General features: G+C 70.9%; 17 protein-coding genes. 9 read left to right on the forward strand and 8 right to left on the reverse strand.

Annotated features, from left to right (window positions below; genetic code table 11):
- Positions 1 to 67: 67 nt before the first annotated feature.
- The 4 genes from ACIA8D_RS17390 to ACIA8D_RS17405 are packed head-to-tail and all read left to right on the forward strand — an operon-like array spanning position 68 to position 4,334.
- Entirely contained in the window at positions 68 to 2,182 is a 2,115-nt protein-coding gene (locus tag ACIA8D_RS17390; RefSeq protein ID WP_399232959.1) for a PhoH family protein, read from the forward strand.
- Positions 2,183 to 2,194: 12 nt separating this feature from the next.
- Positions 2,195 to 2,692, forward strand: coding sequence for an rRNA maturation RNase YbeY (gene ybeY, locus ACIA8D_RS17395; RefSeq protein ID WP_385756994.1), 498 nt, complete (start codon positions 2,195 to 2,197; stop codon positions 2,690 to 2,692).
- Positions 2,689 to 3,972 (forward strand): hemolysin family protein, encoded by a 1,284-nt coding sequence (locus ACIA8D_RS17400; RefSeq protein WP_399232962.1) that lies wholly within the window; start codon positions 2,689 to 2,691, stop codon positions 3,970 to 3,972. Before ybeY ends, ACIA8D_RS17400 begins: the two co-directional genes overlap by 4 nt.
- Entirely contained in the window at positions 3,969 to 4,334 is a 366-nt protein-coding gene (locus ACIA8D_RS17405) for an MmcQ/YjbR family DNA-binding protein (RefSeq protein ID WP_399232963.1), read from the forward strand. Before ACIA8D_RS17400 ends, ACIA8D_RS17405 begins: the two co-directional genes overlap by 4 nt.
- Before the next feature lie 70 nt (positions 4,335 to 4,404).
- Here the strand turns inward: ACIA8D_RS17405 and ACIA8D_RS17410 are convergent, their stop codons facing one another.
- Positions 4,405 to 5,817 (reverse strand): MFS transporter, encoded by a 1,413-nt coding sequence (locus ACIA8D_RS17410; RefSeq protein ID WP_399232965.1) that lies wholly within the window; start codon positions 5,815 to 5,817, stop codon positions 4,405 to 4,407.
- Positions 5,818 to 5,962: 145 nt separating this feature from the next.
- Between ACIA8D_RS17410 and ACIA8D_RS17415 the strand changes: the two genes are divergently transcribed.
- The 3 genes from ACIA8D_RS17415 to ACIA8D_RS17425 all read left to right on the forward strand — a co-directional run bounded on the left by ACIA8D_RS17415 (position 5,963) and on the right by ACIA8D_RS17425 (position 7,864).
- The gene (locus ACIA8D_RS17415) at positions 5,963 to 6,784 is read left to right on the forward strand and encodes a helix-turn-helix transcriptional regulator (protein ID WP_399233245.1); all 822 of its coding nucleotides are present in this window, start codon (positions 5,963 to 5,965) and stop codon (positions 6,782 to 6,784) included.
- Between the two features lie 28 nt (positions 6,785 to 6,812).
- Positions 6,813 to 7,166 carry a cytidine deaminase gene (locus tag ACIA8D_RS17420; RefSeq protein WP_399232967.1) on the forward strand — a complete coding sequence of 118 codons (354 nt, stop codon included), beginning with the start codon at positions 6,813 to 6,815 and terminating at the stop codon, positions 7,164 to 7,166.
- Between the two features lie 350 nt (positions 7,167 to 7,516).
- Entirely contained in the window at positions 7,517 to 7,864 is a 348-nt protein-coding gene (locus tag ACIA8D_RS17425; RefSeq protein ID WP_399232969.1) for a transglycosylase family protein, read from the forward strand.
- A gap of 50 nt (positions 7,865 to 7,914) precedes the next feature.
- Here ACIA8D_RS17425 and ACIA8D_RS17430 read toward each other — a convergent pair whose 3' ends face one another.
- A complete protein-coding gene (locus tag ACIA8D_RS17430; RefSeq protein WP_399232970.1) occupies positions 7,915 to 8,253 on the reverse strand; it encodes a P-II family nitrogen regulator in 339 nt (112 codons plus the stop codon).
- Positions 8,250 to 9,551, reverse strand: coding sequence for an ammonium transporter (locus ACIA8D_RS17435; protein WP_399232972.1), 1,302 nt, complete (start codon positions 9,549 to 9,551; stop codon positions 8,250 to 8,252). Before ACIA8D_RS17435 ends, ACIA8D_RS17430 begins: the two co-directional genes overlap by 4 nt.
- 120 nt (positions 9,552 to 9,671) lie before the next feature.
- On the opposite strand from ACIA8D_RS17435, the gene era reads away from it, so the two are divergent.
- Entirely contained in the window at positions 9,672 to 10,640 is a 969-nt protein-coding gene (era, locus tag ACIA8D_RS17440; protein ID WP_399232974.1) for a GTPase Era, read from the forward strand.
- Positions 10,641 to 10,662: 22 nt separating this feature from the next.
- Here the strand turns inward: era and ACIA8D_RS17445 are convergent, their stop codons facing one another.
- On the reverse strand, positions 10,663 to 11,496 hold the full coding sequence (locus ACIA8D_RS17445) for a helix-turn-helix transcriptional regulator (RefSeq protein WP_399232976.1): 834 nt from the start codon (positions 11,494 to 11,496) through the stop codon (positions 10,663 to 10,665).
- 138 nt (positions 11,497 to 11,634) lie between these two features.
- Here ACIA8D_RS17445 and ACIA8D_RS17450 point away from each other — a divergent pair, with 138 nt between their 5' ends.
- Positions 11,635 to 12,489, forward strand: coding sequence for an NAD-dependent epimerase/dehydratase family protein (locus ACIA8D_RS17450; RefSeq protein WP_399232978.1), 855 nt, complete (start codon positions 11,635 to 11,637; stop codon positions 12,487 to 12,489).
- 12 nt (positions 12,490 to 12,501) lie between these two features.
- Here the strand turns inward: ACIA8D_RS17450 and ACIA8D_RS17455 are convergent, their stop codons facing one another.
- Genes ACIA8D_RS17455 through ACIA8D_RS17470 form a run of 4 tightly spaced genes read right to left on the reverse strand, consistent with a single transcriptional unit; the run spans position 12,502 to position 16,498 of the window.
- Positions 12,502 to 13,743, reverse strand: coding sequence for an MFS transporter (locus ACIA8D_RS17455; RefSeq protein ID WP_399232980.1), 1,242 nt, complete (start codon positions 13,741 to 13,743; stop codon positions 12,502 to 12,504).
- On the reverse strand, positions 13,740 to 15,062 hold the full coding sequence (locus ACIA8D_RS17460) for a GH1 family beta-glucosidase (RefSeq protein ID WP_399232981.1): 1,323 nt from the start codon (positions 15,060 to 15,062) through the stop codon (positions 13,740 to 13,742). The genes ACIA8D_RS17455 and ACIA8D_RS17460 overlap by 4 nt, the downstream gene beginning before the upstream one ends.
- A gap of 57 nt (positions 15,063 to 15,119) precedes the next feature.
- A complete protein-coding gene (locus tag ACIA8D_RS17465) occupies positions 15,120 to 15,386 on the reverse strand; it encodes a protealysin inhibitor emfourin (RefSeq protein WP_399232982.1) in 267 nt (88 codons plus the stop codon).
- A 26-nt stretch (positions 15,387 to 15,412) separates the two neighbouring features.
- Positions 15,413 to 16,498: a M4 family metallopeptidase gene (locus tag ACIA8D_RS17470; protein WP_399232984.1), complete on the reverse strand. Its 1,086-nt coding sequence runs from the start codon at positions 16,496 to 16,498 to the stop codon at positions 15,413 to 15,415.
- Positions 16,499 to 16,634 lie beyond the last annotated feature (136 nt).

The raw sequence follows: 16,634 nt of genomic DNA on the forward strand, positions 1-16,634 counted from the left end.
TCAGTGCAGGACAACACCGCAGAGAAAGTCCCGTACGGGGAGGACGCAAGGGCCATCGGCCCGGCTCATGACGCAGACACCATCCAGCGCCCGCGCACAGTTCACCGTTCCGCCGAAGCACCCCATGGTCGAGGTGCTGGGATCCGGGGACGCGCTGCTGCGAGTGATCGAGAAGGCCTTCCCGGAGGCCGACATCCACGTCCGGGGCAACGAGATCAGCGCGACCGGAGAGCCGGGGGAAGTCGCCCTCATCCAGCGCCTGTTCGACGAGATGATGCTGGTACTGAGGACAGGGGCACCGATGACAGAGGACGCCGTGGAGCGTTCCATCGCCATGCTGAAGACGACGCAGAACGGCGGGGGTGCCGGCCAGGAGACCCCGGCCGAGGTGCTCACGCAGAACATCCTGTCGTCGCGCGGCCGCACCATCCGCCCCAAGACCCTGAACCAGAAGCGCTACGTCGACGCGATCGACAAGCACACGATCGTCTTCGGCATCGGCCCCGCCGGCACCGGAAAGACGTACCTGGCGATGGCCAAGGCGGTCCAGGCCCTCCAGTCCAAGCAGGTCAACCGGATCATCCTGACCCGCCCCGCGGTGGAGGCGGGAGAGCGCCTCGGCTTCCTGCCCGGCACCCTCTACGAGAAGATCGACCCGTACCTGCGCCCGCTGTACGACGCCCTGCACGACATGCTCGACCCGGACTCGATCCCGCGGCTGATGGCGGCGGGAACCATCGAGGTGGCGCCGCTGGCCTACATGAGGGGCCGCGCGCAACCAGTCTTTTCGAACGTCCTGACGCCGGAGGGCTGGCGACCCATCGGTGACCTCGAAGTCGGCGATCTGGTCATGGGTTCCAACGGTGAGCCCACTCCCGTCCTCGGTGTCTACCCGCAGGGCGAGAAGGACATCTACCGCGTCACCGCGCAGGACGGCTCCTGGACCCTGGCCTGCGGCGAGCACCTGTGGACGGTTCGAACGGCGTCGGACAAGCGCCGCGACAAGCCGTGGCGGGTCCTGGAGACCCAGGACATGATCGGCAACCTGCGTGCCGCGCACGCGCGCCGGTACGAGCTGCCGCTGCTGACGGCGCCCGTGGAGTTCCCCGCGCGGGACGTGCCCATGGATGCATACGCTCTCGGCCTCCTCCTCGGTGACGGGTGCCTGACCGGTTCCACGACGCCGTCGTTCTCGACGGAGGACGGAGAGCTGGCCGAGGCGTTGGAGACCGCGCTGCCCGGCGTATCGGTGCGGCACAAGTCCGGCCCCGACTACGTCCTCAACCGCGTGAAGTCTCCTGGTGACGTGGTCACCATCGAGAACCCGGTGACCGAGATGCTGCGCGCGCTGGATCTGATCGGCACCCGCTCGCACTCCAAGTTCGTCCCGGACGACTACCTCTTCAACTCGGCGGAGGTAAGGCTCGCCGTCCTGCAAGGGCTGCTCGACGCCGACGGCGGCCCCGTCACGCAGAACGACCGCACCTGCCGGGTCCAGTACACGACGACGTCGATCCTGCTCCGGGACGACGTCATCGCGCTCGTCCAGTCGCTGGGCGGTGTGGCCCATACGCGCCGGCGCATGGCGGACGGCCGCAAGCAAGGCACCGCCCTCGCAGCCCACCGCTGCGATGCCCACATCGTCGACATCCGCCTCCCCGAAGGCATCGAGCCCTTCCGCCTCGCCCGCAAGGCCGAGAAGTACCGCGAGGCAGGCGGCGGCGGTCGCCCCATGCGGTTCATCGACTCCATCGAGCCCGCGGGCCGCGAGGAGACCGTCTGCATTCAGGTCGCCGCCGAGGATTCGCTGTACGTGACGCAGGACTACCTGCTGACGCACAACACCCTCAACGACGCCTTCATCATCCTCGACGAGGCCCAGAACACCTCGCCCGAGCAGATGAAGATGTTCCTCACCCGCCTCGGCTTCGAGTCGAAGATCGTGATCACCGGTGACGTGACGCAGGTCGACCTGCCGGGTGGCACGAAGAGCGGTCTGCGGCAGGTGCAGGACATCCTGGACGGGGTCGACGACGTGCACTTCTCGCGGCTCAGCTCGCAGGATGTCGTCCGGCACAAGCTCGTCGGCCGTATCGTCGACGCGTACGAGAAGTACGACTCCGAGAACGGTACGGAGAACGGCACCCGCAAGGGCCGCCCCAGAGCGAACCAAGGAAAGTAGTCCATCAGCGCCATGTCGATCGACGTCAACAACGAGTCCGGAACCGAGGTCGACGAGCAGGCGATCCTCGACATCGCCCGCTACGCGCTCGGCCGGATGCGGATCCACCCCCTGTCCGAGCTGTCCGTGATCGTCGTGGACGCCGACGCCATGGAGCAGCTGCACGTGCAGTGGATGGACCTGCCGGGGCCGACGGACGTCATGTCGTTCCCGATGGACGAGCTGCGGCCGCCGATGAAGGACGAGGAGGAGGCCCCGCAGGGCCTGCTCGGCGACATCGTGCTGTGCCCGGAGGTCGCCAAGAAGCAGGGTGAGGACGCGCCCACGCAGCACTCCATGAACGAGGAGCTCCAGCTCCTCACCGTGCACGGGGTGCTGCACCTGCTCGGGTACGACCACGAGGAGCCCGACGAGAAGGCCGAGATGTTCGGTCTCCAGGCGGGCATCGTCGACGGCTGGCGTGCGGAGAAGGGACTGACGGGGCCGTCGCCGGCGCCGACCGTGTCATGAGTTTCTCGCTGATCGCCGGGGCCGTCGCGCTGGTCGTGATCGCCTGGCTCGCCGCCTGCGCGGAGGCCGGTCTCGCGCGGGTGTCGAGCTTCCGCGCCGAGGAGGCCGTCCGCTCCGGGCGGCGCGGCAGTGCCAAGCTGTCGCAGGTGGCCGCGGACCCGACGCGCTATCTGAACGTGGCGCTGCTGGTGCGCGTGGCCTGCGAGATGGCCGCGGCCGCGCTCGTCACGTACGCGTGCCTGGAGGAGTTCCGTCAGACGTGGCAGGCGCTGCTCGTCGCCATCGGCGTGATGGTGCTGGTGTCGTACGTGGCCGTGGGGGTGTCGCCGCGCACCATCGGCCGGCAGCACCCGCTGAACACCGCGACGGCGGCGGCGTACGTGCTGCTGCCGCTGGCCCGCATCATGGGGCCGATCCCGCCGCTGCTGATCCTCATCGGTAACGCGCTCACGCCCGGCAAGGGTTTCCGGCGCGGCCCCTTCGCCTCGGAGGCGGAGCTGCGGGCGCTGGTCGACCTCGCCGAGAAGGAGTCCCTCATCGAGGACGAGGAGCGCCGCATGGTGCACTCCGTCTTCGAGCTGGGCGACACCCTCGTGCGGGAGGTGATGGTGCCGCGCACCGACCTGGTCGTCATCGAGCGGTACAAGACGATCCGGCAGGCGCTCACGCTCGCCCTCAGGTCCGGCTTCTCCCGTATTCCGGTGGTCGGGGAGAGCGAGGACGACGTCGTCGGAGTCGTCTATCTGAAGGACCTGTCGCGCAAGACGCACATCAATCGGGACGCCGAGGCCGAGCTGGTGTCCACCGCCATGCGGCCCGCGACCTTCGTGCCGGACACCAAGAACGCGGGCGATCTGCTGCGCGAGATGCAGCAGTTGCGCACGCATGTCGCCGTCGTGATCGACGAGTACGGCGGCACGGCGGGCATCGTCACCATCGAGGACATCCTGGAGGAGATCGTCGGCGAGATCACCGACGAGTACGACCGCGAGGTGTCCTCCGTGGAGGAGCTGGGCGACGAGCGGTTCCGGGTGACGTCCCGCCTCGACATCGGTGATCTCGGTGAGCTGTACGGCATCGAGGAGTTCGACGACGAGGACGTGGAGACGGTGGGCGGGCTGCTGGCCAAGGCCCTCGGCCGGGTCCCGATCGCGGGGGCCTCGTCCGTCGTCGCGCTGCCCGACGGGCGGGAGCTGCGGCTGACCGCGGAGGCCGCGGCGGGCCGCCGGAACAAGATCGTGACCGTGCTCGCCGAGCCGACGGGGGAGTGGGAGAAGTGACACCACAGGAGCTGCGCGCGTTCTGCCTGTCGTTCAACGCGGCGGTGGAGGACTTCCCGTTCAGTCCTGAGATCTCGGTGTTCAAGGTGCTCGGGAAGATGTTCGCGCTCACGCATCTCGACGCGCGGCCGCTGACCGTCAACCTGAAGTGCGATCCCGATGACGCGGTGCGGCTGCGTGCCGAGCACGAGGGCGTCGTCGTGCCCGGCTGGCACATGAACAAGCGGCACTGGAACACGGTGACCGTGGACCGCCCCGACGAGCTCCCCGACCGGATCGTCAAGGAGCTCGTCGAGGACTCGTACGACCTCGTGGTGGCGGGTCTGCCGAAGGCGGAGCGGCTGCGGCTCGACAGGCCGTAGGGCGCGGCGGCGCTAGGGCCTGTCGTTTGGATCAGGCCGGGCTCGCGGGGCCTGATCCAAACGACAAGCCCTAGGCGCGTCGGGTCCGCAGTCCGATGGCCACCAGCGCCGCCGCCACCAGCACGAGCGCCGCGTCCAGGGCGATCACGGTGCGCACCCCGGTCAGCAGGTCCGTGGACGTCGTCGCGAGGACGCCGAGGAGCGGGATGCCGACGGTCATGCCGACCTGCTGGGTGGAGGTGACCAGGCCGGTGGCGAGGCCCTGCTCCGCGTTCGGGACGCCGGAGGTGACGGTGAGGCCGTACGAGATGATCGCGCCGAGGTGGCACATGCTGGCCAGCGAGACGGCGGCCGTCGCGAGCCACACGGAGGCGCCGCCGGTGCCGATGCCCAGGAGCGCGGCGACGAGCACGCCCTGCCCGACGAGCGAGCCGACGAGGGTGCGGCGGGCGCCGAAGCGGCCGACGACCTTCGGGACGTAGGCGCCCGCGACCGCCGACAGGCCGCCCTGGACGCCGAAGACGAGGCCGGTGCGGAAGGCCGACAGGTGCAGCACGTCCTGGAGGTAGAGGGTCAGGACGAAGACGACCGTCGTCATCATCGAGAACGTGATCAGGCCGCCCACGTTGCCCCATGCGATGGTGCGGCGGCGCAGCATCGGCAGGGACACCAGCGGCTGGGCGCTGCGGGACTCGATGCGGCCGAACGCGGTGAGCAGGGCGAGGCCCGCGAGCAGCGTGACGAGGACGTCGGCGCGGCCGAAGCCGACCTCCGCCGCCGTGGACAGGGCGTAGATCAGGGCGAGCAGACCGCCGGTGACGGTGACGGCGCCGGGCACGTCGAGGCGCGGCTGGTCCGGGGTGCGGGACTCGCGCAGCAGTCCGGGGGCGAGTGCGAGGACGATCAGCGCGAAGACCGTCAGCAGGCCCATCGTGGAGCGCCAGCCGAGCGTGTCCGTCAGGACGCCGCCGAGCACCATGCCGATGGTGAAGCCGAGGGAGAGCAGCGTCCCGGAGATGCCGAGGGCGCGGTCGCGCTGCGGGCCCTCGGGGAACGTCGTGGTCAGCAGCGACATGCCGGTCGGTACGATCGCCGCCGCGCCCACGCCCTGCAACGCGCGGCCCGCGAGGAAGGATGCCGGGTCCCAGGCGAACGTCGCGAGCAGCGAGGCCGCGCCGAACAGGGCGAGTCCGGTCAGGAAGATCCGGCGCCGTCCGTACAGGTCGCCGATCCGGCCGAACAGGAGCAGGAAGCCGCCGGAGGGCAGGGCGAAGGCGGTGACCGCCCATTGCAGCGCGGAGGTGCTCATGCCGAGGTCGGGACCGAGAACCGGCAGCGCCACGTTCAGCACGGAGAAGTCGAGCGCCACCATGAACTGGGCGGCGCAGAGCACGAAGAGGACGAGTTTGGCGCGGCCCGAGAGGCGGGGTGCGGTGGGTGGTTGGGGCAGGGGAGCCGTGGAGGTTGCGGTGTCGATCGCCATGGCCAAGAGCCTCGTACGACCGGAATATCCGTGGAGAGTGGGAACTTATGCTGGTGGTCGCACCACCAGACAACGGGGGGAGTCGTACGTGGCCGAGAGCGCAGCGCTCAAGAAGCACCGGCTCGGCGAGTTGCGGGAGTTCCTGATGAGCCGGCGGGCGCGGGTCTCACCCACCGAGGCGGGCCTGCCCGACGGCGGCGCCCGCAGGCGTACGCCGGGTCTGCGCCGCGAGGAGGTCGCCGTGCTCGCCGGGGTCGGTGCCTCCTGGTACCAGTGGCTGGAGCAGGGCAGGGACATCTCGGTGTCGCCGCAGGTGCTCGACTCCGTGGCGCGGGTTCTGAGGATGAGCAGTTCCGAGCGTCGGCATCTGTACGTGCTCGCCGGGCTCAACCCGCCCGCGTACGAGGTGGATCCGGGCGATCAGCAGATGTGCGACGGGTTGCAGCGGCTCATCGACGCCTGGATGCCGTTCCCCGCGCACATCATGGACGCGTACTACAACTGCGTGATGTACAACGACGCGGCGGCGATCGTCCTCGCGATGCGTCCGGAGAACCGGCAGAACTGCGTCATCGACTTCTTCACCGACTCCCTCTACCGCGCCCGCAGCGAGAGTTGGGAGCAGAACGCGGCGACGGTCGTCGCCCAGTTCCGCGCCGCCTGTTCGGAGTGCCCGGACGACGAGGGGTTCCAGGAGGTCGTCGCCGAACTGAAAGCGGTGAGCCCGGAGTTCGTGGAGCTGTGGGAGCGCCGCGACATCAAGGCGCAGGGGCAGGTCCGCAAGGAGCTCACGCATCCCGTGGCCGGGCTGCTGGTCCTGGAGTCGACCGCCATGAAGATTCCCGCGCGGCCCGACCTGACCGTCGTGCTGCACAATCCGCTGGCCGAGGCGGACACCGCCGCAAAGCTGGAGTGGCTGGTCTCGGCTGAGGGGCGGCGCGGGGCGATGTACCCCGTCGCGGGGTGAACCCGAACCCCTTCCTTATGCTCACCCCATGACTGAGAGCACCGACCTCGGCCCCGAGGACCGCAAGATCGTCACCCTGGCCCGTTCCACGCGGGCCCGCAACGGTGTGCCCGAGGGCGCGGCTGTGCGTGACGAGACGGGGCGCACCTACGTCGCGGGCACCGTCGCCCTCGACTCCCTGAAGCTGAGCGCGCTGCGGACGGCCGTCGCCATGGCGGTGGCGTCCGGCGCGCAGTCCCTGGAGGCGGCGGCCGTGGTCTCCGCGTCCGACGAGCTCACGGCCGAGGACCTCGCCGCCGTACGTGACCTGGGCGGGGCCGGTACGCCGGTGTTCCTGGCCGGGGGCGACGGCGCCGTGAAGGAGACGCTGCACGCCGGCTGAACTCCCGTACCCAGCAGGTTTTTGTGAGCACGCTCACGCCCGCCGTTCACCCGGGCCCGAGGGCCCGGTGCGGCGGGCTTCGTGCGTGCGGGCGCGGAGGCCCGGGGAGCGGCCGCCGGGACCGACGACCCGGGCCGCAGGTCCCGGCGGAGCGGGGTCCTGGGCGGGGACCGAAGGGTGGGCCGGCGGGCCGGGCGGCCCCTGGGACGGGGGCTCGGCGTGGCCCACGGTGGAGAGGTCGCCCGCTGCGGCAGCCGACCGACCGGCCGCCGCACCGGGCGACCCACCACGTCCCCAAACAAAGGTTCTGCTTCGTGTTCTCCGCCGCGCTTCGTCGTCCCGCCGCCCGTATGTCCCGTACCCGTCGCCTCGGCACCGCCGCGGTGCTGGCCGGCGCCAGCGGAATGCTGGTGCTCGCGGGCACCGGCAGCGCCTCGGCGGCCACCGGGGCGTCTGCGTCCCAGTGGCAGTCCGTCGCCCAGTGCGAGGCCAGTGGCAACTGGGCCGCGAACACGGGGAACGGGTTCTCGGGCGGCCTGCAGTTCACGCCGTCGACGTGGGCGGCGTACGGCGGCACGCAGTACGCGTCCGCTGCGCACCAGGCCACTCCGCAGGAGCAGATGACCGTCGCCAACAAGGTCCTCGCCGACCAGGGCCCGTCCGCCTGGCCGGTCTGCGGCCCGCAGGCGGGTCTCTGACCGAGTCGGGCAATATCAAGCGCCGCAGGGGCTTGAAAAACAAAACGAGGTCAGACCGCGTCCGGTCCGCGTTCGCCGGTGCGGACGCGGACCACTGCCTCCACCGGCACCGCCCACACCTTCCCGTCACCGATCTTCCCGGTCCGTGCGGCCCGCACAATCGCGTCCATCGCGGGTTCGAGGTCCGCGTCCTCGACGACGACCTCGATACGCGCCTTCGGCACCAGGTCGACCTGGTACTCGGCCCCCCGGTACACCTCGGTGTGCCCGCGCTGCCGGCCGTAGCCGCTCGCCTCGGTCACGGTCAGGCCGTCCACGCCCAGCTCGCGCAGCGCGGTCTTGACCTCGTCGAGGCGGAACGGCTTCACGACCGCGGTGATCAGCTTCATGGCGCGACCTTTCGGGCGACGGGGGCGGCACTCAGGACGCCGTGATCGTACGCACTCTCCGCGTGCGCCGTCTGGTCGAGCCCGGTCAGCTCGTGCTCGGCCTCGGCCCGGAAGCCCAGCAGCCGGTCGATGGCCTTCCCGATCCCGTACGTGACGAGGAACGTGTAGACCGCGACCACCAGCACGGCGAGCAGCTGCTTGCCGAGCTGCCCGAACCCGCCGCCGTAGAACAGGCCCTCCTTGGCCGCGGAGCCGGTCATCGCGGACGTCGCGAACAGACCGATGAGGACCGTGCCCACCACGCCGCCGATGAAGTGCACGCCGACGACGTCGAGGGAGTCGTCGTAGTGGAAACGCAGCTTCCAGGCGACGGCGTACGAGCAGACGACACCGGCCGCGAGCCCGACGACGGCCGCGCCCGGCACGCCGACGACCCCGCAGGACGGGGTGATCGCGACCAGTCCGGCCACCGCGCCCGAGGCCGCGCCGAACGTCGTCGGGTGCCCGTCCCGCCGCTGCTCGACGAAGAGCCAGCCCAGCAGGCCCGTGCAGCCCGCGATCAGGGTGTTGAAGAGGGACGCCGCGGCTACCCCGTTCGCGCCGAGCGCCGAGCCGCCGTTGAAGCCCAGCCAGCCGAACCACAGCAGGCCCGCGCCCATGATCACCATCGGCAGGTTGTGCGGGCGCATCGCGTCCTTCTTGAAGCCGATGCGCGGGCCGAGGACGAGGCACAGGGCCAGACCGGACGCGCCCGAGGCGATCTCCACGACCAGCCCGCCCGCGAAGTCCAGCGCGCCCAGGTGCGTCGAGATCCAGCCGCCGGGCCCCCACACCCAGTGCGCCACGGGAACGTATACGAGCAGCGCCCACACCGGTACGAAGACCAGCCACGCCCCGAACTTCGTACGGTCCGCGACCGCCCCGCTGATCAGTGCCGCGGTGAGGATCGCGAAGGTCAGCTGGAAGGTCGTGAAGAGGAAGGTGGGGACCGTGCCCGTGATGTCCGACGGGCCGATGCCGACCATGCCCGCGTGCTCCAGGCCGCCGATCAGGCCCGCGAAGGCGTCGTCGCCGAAGGCCAGCGAGTAGCCCGCGACCAGCCACACCACCGTCACGAGGGCGATCGACACGATGCTCATCATCAGCATGTTGAGGACGCTCTTCGTGCGGACCATGCCGCCGTAGAACAGGGCGAGCCCCGGTGTCATGAGCAGCACGAGCGCGGTGGCGGCGAGCAGCCAGGCGGTGTCGCCGGTGTCGAGTGCGGGGGCGGCCAGGGGCACGGTCGTGGCAGGCATGCGGATCAGCGTCATGGGTCCGCGTTTCCGGAACGGCACTCGCGGGTTTCCGCCGTGTTTCTTGTTGCCGGGCGGTTACCGGGGCCTCACTGTGCTGCGGCACCCCCGTCATCGGGGACAATGGGCGCCATGAGCGCTCGTACCCAGCAGTCCCAGTCGTCGAATTCCTCGGAGCCCGCGCACCGCGCCGGCTTCGCCTGCTTCGTCGGCCGCCCCAACGCGGGCAAGTCCACCCTCACGAACGCTCTGGTCGGCAAGAAGGTGGCCATCACCGCCGACCAGCCGCAGACCACGCGGCACACGGTGCGCGGCATCGTGCACCGCGACGACGCGCAGCTGATCCTGGTGGACACCCCCGGCCTGCACAAGCCGCGCACCCTCCTCGGCGAGCGCCTCAACGACGTGGTGCGCACCACGTGGGCCGAGGTCGACGTGATCGGCTTCTGTCTGCCCGCCGACCAGAAGCTCGGCCCCGGTGACAAGTTCATCGCCAAGGAACTCGCGTCGATCAAGAAGACGCCGAAGGTCGCCATCGTCACCAAGACGGACCTCGTCGACAGCAAGGCGCTCGCCGAGCAGCTCATCGCGATCGACCAGCTCGGCAGGGAGCTGGGCATCGAGTGGGCGGAGATCGTGCCGGTCTCGGCGGTCGGTGAGAAGCAGGTGGACCTGCTGGCCGATCTGCTGATCCCGATGCTGCCCGAAGGGCCGATGCTCTACCCCGAGGGCGACCTCACGGACGAGCCCGAGCAGGTCATGGTCGCGGAGCTGATCCGCGAGGCCGCCCTTGAGGGCGTCCGCGACGAACTGCCGCACTCCATCGCCGTCGTGGTGGAGGAGATGCTGCCGCGCGAGGACCGGCCCAAGGACAAGCCGCTCCTCGACATCCACGCCTTCGTCTACATCGAGCGGCCCAGCCAGAAGGGCATCATCATCGGCCCGAAGGGCAAGCGCCTCAAGGACGTCGGCATCAAGTCCCGCAAGCAGATCGAGGCGCTCCTCGGCACGCCGGTCTACCTGGACCTGCACGTCAAGGTCGCCAAGGACTGGCAGCGCGACCCGCGCCAGCTCCGCAAGCTCGGCTTCTAGGGCCTGATCCAAACGACAGGCCCTAGCCCTCGGCGGGCGTCAGGTCCTGGAGGCCGATCACCCGCAGCAGCTCCAGGCGTTCGTACGTCTCCGTGCCCGGCCGCGCCGAGTGCACGACGAGCTGCTGGCTGTGGCCGTCGCCCGTCAGCACCTCGCAGTCGAGATCGAGGACGCCGACCACGGCGTGCACGAAGCGCTTCGGTGACGGGCGGTTCACCACCACGTCGTGCCTGCGCCACATCGCCTCGAACTCCTTCGACCCGGCGCGCAGTTCTGTCACGAGCGCAGCCGGGCCCGGGTCGTCGGGCCGGGCCGCCGTGACCGCGCGCAGATTCGCCACATGGGAGCGGGCGTGCGGCTCGTGCGCCTCCGGCGGGAACAGAGCGCGGCACTCCGGCTCCGCGAACCAGCGGCGCACCATGTTCTCCCCGACGTGCTCCCCGGTGAGCGCCACCGACATCGGGTTCTGCGCGAGCACCGTGCCCCAGTCGCTCATCACCGACGCCGGCAGGTCGTACAGCCGGTCCAGGATCAGCAGCAGGCCCGGGCTGACGTGCTCCGATGAGATCCCGGGCCGCGGCGGCTCCTCGCCCGCCAGATGGAACAGGTGGTCGCGCTCCGCGTCGGTGAGCCGCAGCGCGCGGGCGAGCGCCGTCAGCATCTGCCGCGAGGGGTGCGAGCCGCGGCGCTGTTCGAGCCGCGTGTAGTAGTCCGCGGACATCCCGGCGAGCTGCGCCACCTCCTCGCGGCGCAGGCCCGGCGTGCGGCGCCGCGGGCCCGTGGTCATGCCGACGTCGGACGGGCTCAGGCGGGTGCGGCAGCGGCGCAGGAAGTCGGCGAGTTCGGCTCGGTTCACCTCTTCAGGATCGCGCGGTACCGGTCCCGGAACCAGTGCGCAGCCAGGGAGTGGCGCTCCCTGGACAAGCGCGTCTCTCCCGCCGCGCCCGCCGCTGCCACAGGCTTCAGGCATGGCTACGAAGACGAGGAGGCGGCCATGCTGACACTGGTGACGGGTGCGACGGGGCAGGTCGGACGGCGGTTCGTGCCGCGACTGCTGCAGGGCGCGCCGCAGGGCGACCGGGTGCGGGTGCTCGTACGGGACGCGGCGCGCGGCGAACGGTTCGCCGAGCTGGGCGCGGAGGTGATCGTCGGCGATCTGCGGGACGCGGAGGCGCTGGGCAAGGCGACCACGGGGGTGGACTCGGTGGTCAACGTCGCCGCGGCCTTCCGCGGGGTGCCGGACGAGGAGGCGCAGGCGGTCAACCGGGACGCCGCGATCGAACTGGGCCGCGCCGCGGTCGCCTCGGGAGTGCGGAGGTTCGTGCAGGTCAGCACGGGTCTCGTGTACGGCGCCGGGCGCGGCAGGCCGCTGGTCGAGGACGACGGAACGCGGCCGGGCGGGCACCTGTGGGGCGCCTACCCGCAGTCGAAGTGGGAGGCCGAGCGGGCGCTGGGCGCCATGGAGGGCCTCGACGACCTGCGGATCGGCCGGCTGCCCTTCGTGTACGGCGAAGGCGACCCGCACCTGGACAACGTCCTTGAGTGGGCGCCGAACTGGCCCGCGATGCAGCGCCTGCACATGGGCCATCACGCCGACGTGGCGCAGGGCCTGAGCCGCCTGCTGTACGCGGCCGGGGCGTCCGGCGTCTACGACATCGCCGACGACGCCCCCGTGACGACGGTCGACATCTTCCAGCTGGCCGGGCTTCCGGTGCCCCCGGAGGTGTACGAGAAGGAGACCCCGGACCCGTGGCACGGGGTGATGTCGACGGGCCGCATCCGGCACGAGCTGGGCTTCCGGCCGATCTTCCCGTCTGTGTGGACGGCCAGGGACGCCGGGGTGATGTAGGCGCCATGGGCGTTACGCCACGCCTCTGATCCGCCGCACCAGCAGTGCCCCCGCCAGCCCCACCCCCGCCGCCACCAGATACAGCACCCGGTACCCGCCCAGCTGGTTCACCAGCGGCGCGGCCAGCGCCGGGGCGGCGACCTGGGGGAGGGAGTTGGCGATGTTGATGACACCGAGGTCCTTGCCGCGGTCGAGCGCCTTCGGCAGGACGTCGGTCATCAGCGCGAAGTCGACCGAGGTGAACACGCCGAAGCCGACGCCGAGGACGGCGGCGGCGACGATCGCGCCGGGCCAGGTCTGCCAGCCGGCGAGCATCCCGGTCGCCGCCGCCATCAGCACGCCCGACCACAGCACGAACGGCTTGCGCCGCCCCACCCGGTCCGACCAGGCACCGCCCACGACGACGGTGGCAAGCAGCGTCACCCCGTTCACCGCGGTCAGGATCAGCACCCCCGAGTCCGGGTCGTCGAGGTGCAGCCGGTCGCGCAGGTAGTAGTAGAGGTAGAGCAGGACCAGCGCGTTTCCCAGGTTGATCAGGAAGCGGGTCAGCCACGCCCAGCCGAGGTCCGGGTAGCGGCGCGGGCTCAGCCAGAACCCCGCAGCGAACCGGCGCCACGACCACGCCGGACGGTCGGCCTGCGCGAGCCGCAGATCCCGGTGGCGCAGCACGTACGGCGCCACGCCGAGGAGCGTGAAGGCGGCGCACGCCACGTACCCGGCGCCGACCCCGCCCGCCACCGTCGCGAGCCCCGTGCCGACGACGACGCCGAGGATCTGCGCGGCCCCCAGCCAGCCGCCCACCGCGCCCCGCTGCCGCCGCGGCACCCGGTCGGGGACGGCCGCCGTGACCGCCGCGAACGCCGCGTTCAGGGCCAGCTGCACCAGGCACCAGCCCGCGAAGAGCACCCACACCGCGCCCGCGCCCCCGAGCAGCAGCAGCGAGAGCGCCCCGCCCGCCGCGCCCGCCACGATCCACGGCGTGCGCCGCCCGTACCGCGACACCGTGCGGTCCGAGAGGGCGCCGAAGAGCGGGTTCGCCGCCAGGGACACCACCGCGCCGACGCCCGTCACCCACGCGAGCAGCGACTCCTTGGACAGGCCCGCGCCCGGCGCGAAGTGTTCGGACTGCCGGGCGAGCAGGATCTGCAGCGGCCCGTACCAGCCGACCCAGATCGCCCCGTTGGCCAGCGAGAGCGCCGCCGTCCAGCCGCGTCCGACCCGTTCGCCCGGTTCCTGAAGGGCGAGGTCCGTCATGCCCGCAGCGCGCTTTGCAACCAGCCGTACGACGCCTTGGGGGTGCGCTTCTGGGTCGCGTAGTCGACGTGCACGAGACCGAAGCGCTTCGTGTACCCCTCCGCCCACTCGAAGTTGTCGAGCAGCGACCAGACGAAGTAGCCGCGCACATCGACACCGGCCGTGAGCGCGCGGTGCAGGGCGCGGATGTGGCCGTCCAGGTACGTGATCCGCTCCTGGTCGTCGAGCCCCTCGTACGCGCAGCCGTTCTCGGTGATCACGAGCGGTGGCAGCCGGTCGCCGTAGCGCTCGCGAAAGCCCACGAGGAGCTCGGTGAGCGCGTCGGGCACCACCGGCCAGTCGAAGTCCGTCGTCGGGTGCCCCTCGATCCTCCTTACGGAGAAGGGGAGTTCGGCGGGGAGGGTGAGGCCGGAGAACTCCACGTCCTCGGGGCCGGGCGCGCCCACCTTCGTCGGTTGGTAGAAGTTGATCCCGTACCAGTCGAGGGTGTCCTCGGAGATCACCTTCAGGTCGGCGGCCAGGTCCTGCGTGGGCATCAGCTCCCCGAACCCGTCCGGGTACCGGCCGAGCAGCAGCGGGTCGGAGAAGAGCCGGTTGAGGATGATGTCGTACAGGTCGGCGGCCCCGGTGTCGGCCGGGTCGGCGGAGGCGGGCCAGGTCGGGCCGTGCGAGTTGGCGATCCCGATGTCGCGGGCGCCCGCCGCGCGCAGCGCCCGCGCCGCGAGGCCGTGGGCGAGGAGCTGGTGGTGGGCCACCGGCAGCGCGTCGAAGAGCAGCTTCTTGCCGGGGGCGTGCTCGCCGAGCGCGTGCCCGAGCAGGGTGTGCTCCGCGGGTTCGTTGAGGGTGATCCACTTGCCGACGCGGTCGCCGAGCCGGGCCGCGACCGTCGCCGCGTACTCGGCGAAGCGGGACGCCGTGTCCCGCTCCAGCCAGCCGCCCGCCTCCTGGAGGGCCAGCGGCAGGTCCCAGTGGAAGAGCGTGGGGACGGGGCGCACGCCCTGCGCGCACAGCTCGTCGACGAGCCGGTCATAGAAGTCCAGGCCGCCCGGTGCGAGCACCCGGGGCCACGAGACGGAGAAGCGGTACGCGTCCACGCCCAGGTCACGGACGAGCGCCACGTCCTCCCGGTAGCGGGCCACGTGGTCGCAGGCCACCTCGGCCGTCGAACCGCCCTTGATCCGGCCGGGCTCGGCGCCGAACGCGTCCCAGACCGAGGGTGCGCGCCCGTCGACGGCGCCCTCGATCTGGTGGGCCGATGTGGAGACGCCCCACAGGAAACCGGGCGGGAAGGCCGGGAGCGGTGCCTCGGTCGCTGTCATGGGCGCGATCATCCGTACCCGTCGGTAGGAAGTCAACGCCCGTGCGGTCGGGGCTTGTTACGCCCCTTCCTTCAGTACCCGGGTGATGAGCCTGCGTTGTTCCTCGGTGAGCCGGGGGTCCGCGCAGTACACCGTCTCCCCGTCCACCGTGATCGTGTAGCTGAAGCCGTCGGGGACCCCTGTCGGCGGCGTGCTCCGGCCGGCGGCCACCGCCTTCTCGGCCAGGGCGTGCCACTCGTGGGCATCGGACCGGCCCGCCGTGTCCACCTCGGCGTGCCGGTCGATGCCGGCGAAACCGCCCGTGCGCGCTACGTGAATACGCATGGGTTCCTGTCTACTCCACCCCGCGCCTACTGGGTAGGAACGCCGACCTGTTCCCAGGCCTTGAGCACCGACTGGTACTCCTCGCCGCCGCCGTAGCGGGCCTGCGCCGCCTTCACCGTCGCCTTGGCGAAGTCCGCGAAGAGGCAGTCCTGTTCGAGCTCGCCGCCGGTGAGCGTGTCGAACCAGATCTGGCCCGCCCGCTCCCACGCGTGCCCGCCGAGCGCCTCGGCCAGGATGTAGAACGCGTGGTTGGGGATGCCGGAGTTGATGTGCACCCCGCCGTTGTCCCGGCCCGTCTTCACGAAGTGGTCCATGTCGGCGGGCTGCGGGTCCTTGCCGAGCACGTCGTCGTCGTACGCGGTGCCGGGCGCCTTCATGGAGCGCAGGGCGACACCCGTGACGCGCGGCGCGAGCAGGCCCGCGCCGATCAGCCAGTCGGCCTCGGAGGCGGTCTGGCCCAGCGTGTACTGCTTGATCAGCGAGCCGAAGACGTCCGACATCGACTCGTTGAGCGCGCCGGGCTGACCGAAGTACGTCAGGTTCGCCGTGTACTGCGTGACGCCGTGGGTCAGCTCGTGGCCGATGACGTCGACGGGGATGGTGAAGTCGAGGAAGATCTCGCCGTCACCGTCGCCGAACACCATCTGCTCGCCGTTCCAGAAGGCGTTGTTGTACTCCTCGGAGTAGTGCACCGTCGCGTTCAGCGGCAGGCCGTTGCCGTCGATGGAGTACCGGGAGAACTTCTCCAGGTACAGCTCGAACGTCGCGCCGAGCCCCGCGTACGCGCGGTTCACGGTCGCGTCCTTGCCAGGCTTGTCCCCCTCGCCGCGCACCTTGCGCCCCGGCAGCTCCGTGCGGTGCCGGGCGTCGTAGATGGTGCGGTGCGGCTTGTGGCCCTCGATGCCCGCGGGCGGGGCGACTGAGGGCGCGCCGACGACGGTCGTGATCCGGCGTTGCGTGCGCTCGAAGGCGTCGCGCTCAAGGGAGCGGCGCGCCCGGGCGGCGATCGCGGAGTCCTCGCTCTGAGCTGCCTTGTCGAGGACGTGGGGCGGCACGATGGTGCAGAAAACGGGCTCGAACCCCGCTGGGTTCCCCGTTGGTGTGGTGGTCATGCGAGGCAATGTGGCACTGGGTCATGCCGCTGTCACTACCTGCCACCATGATTAGCGAAATAGAGGTATTGATCACCTCTTACCCGTTACCTGTCCGTGGTCCCGCATACTGATACGGGCCTTCGCGAACGACGAG

The organism is Streptomyces sp. NPDC051684, from assembly GCF_044453445.1.
In the GTDB taxonomy this organism is placed as follows: Bacteria; Actinomycetota; Actinomycetes; order Streptomycetales; family Streptomycetaceae; genus Streptomyces.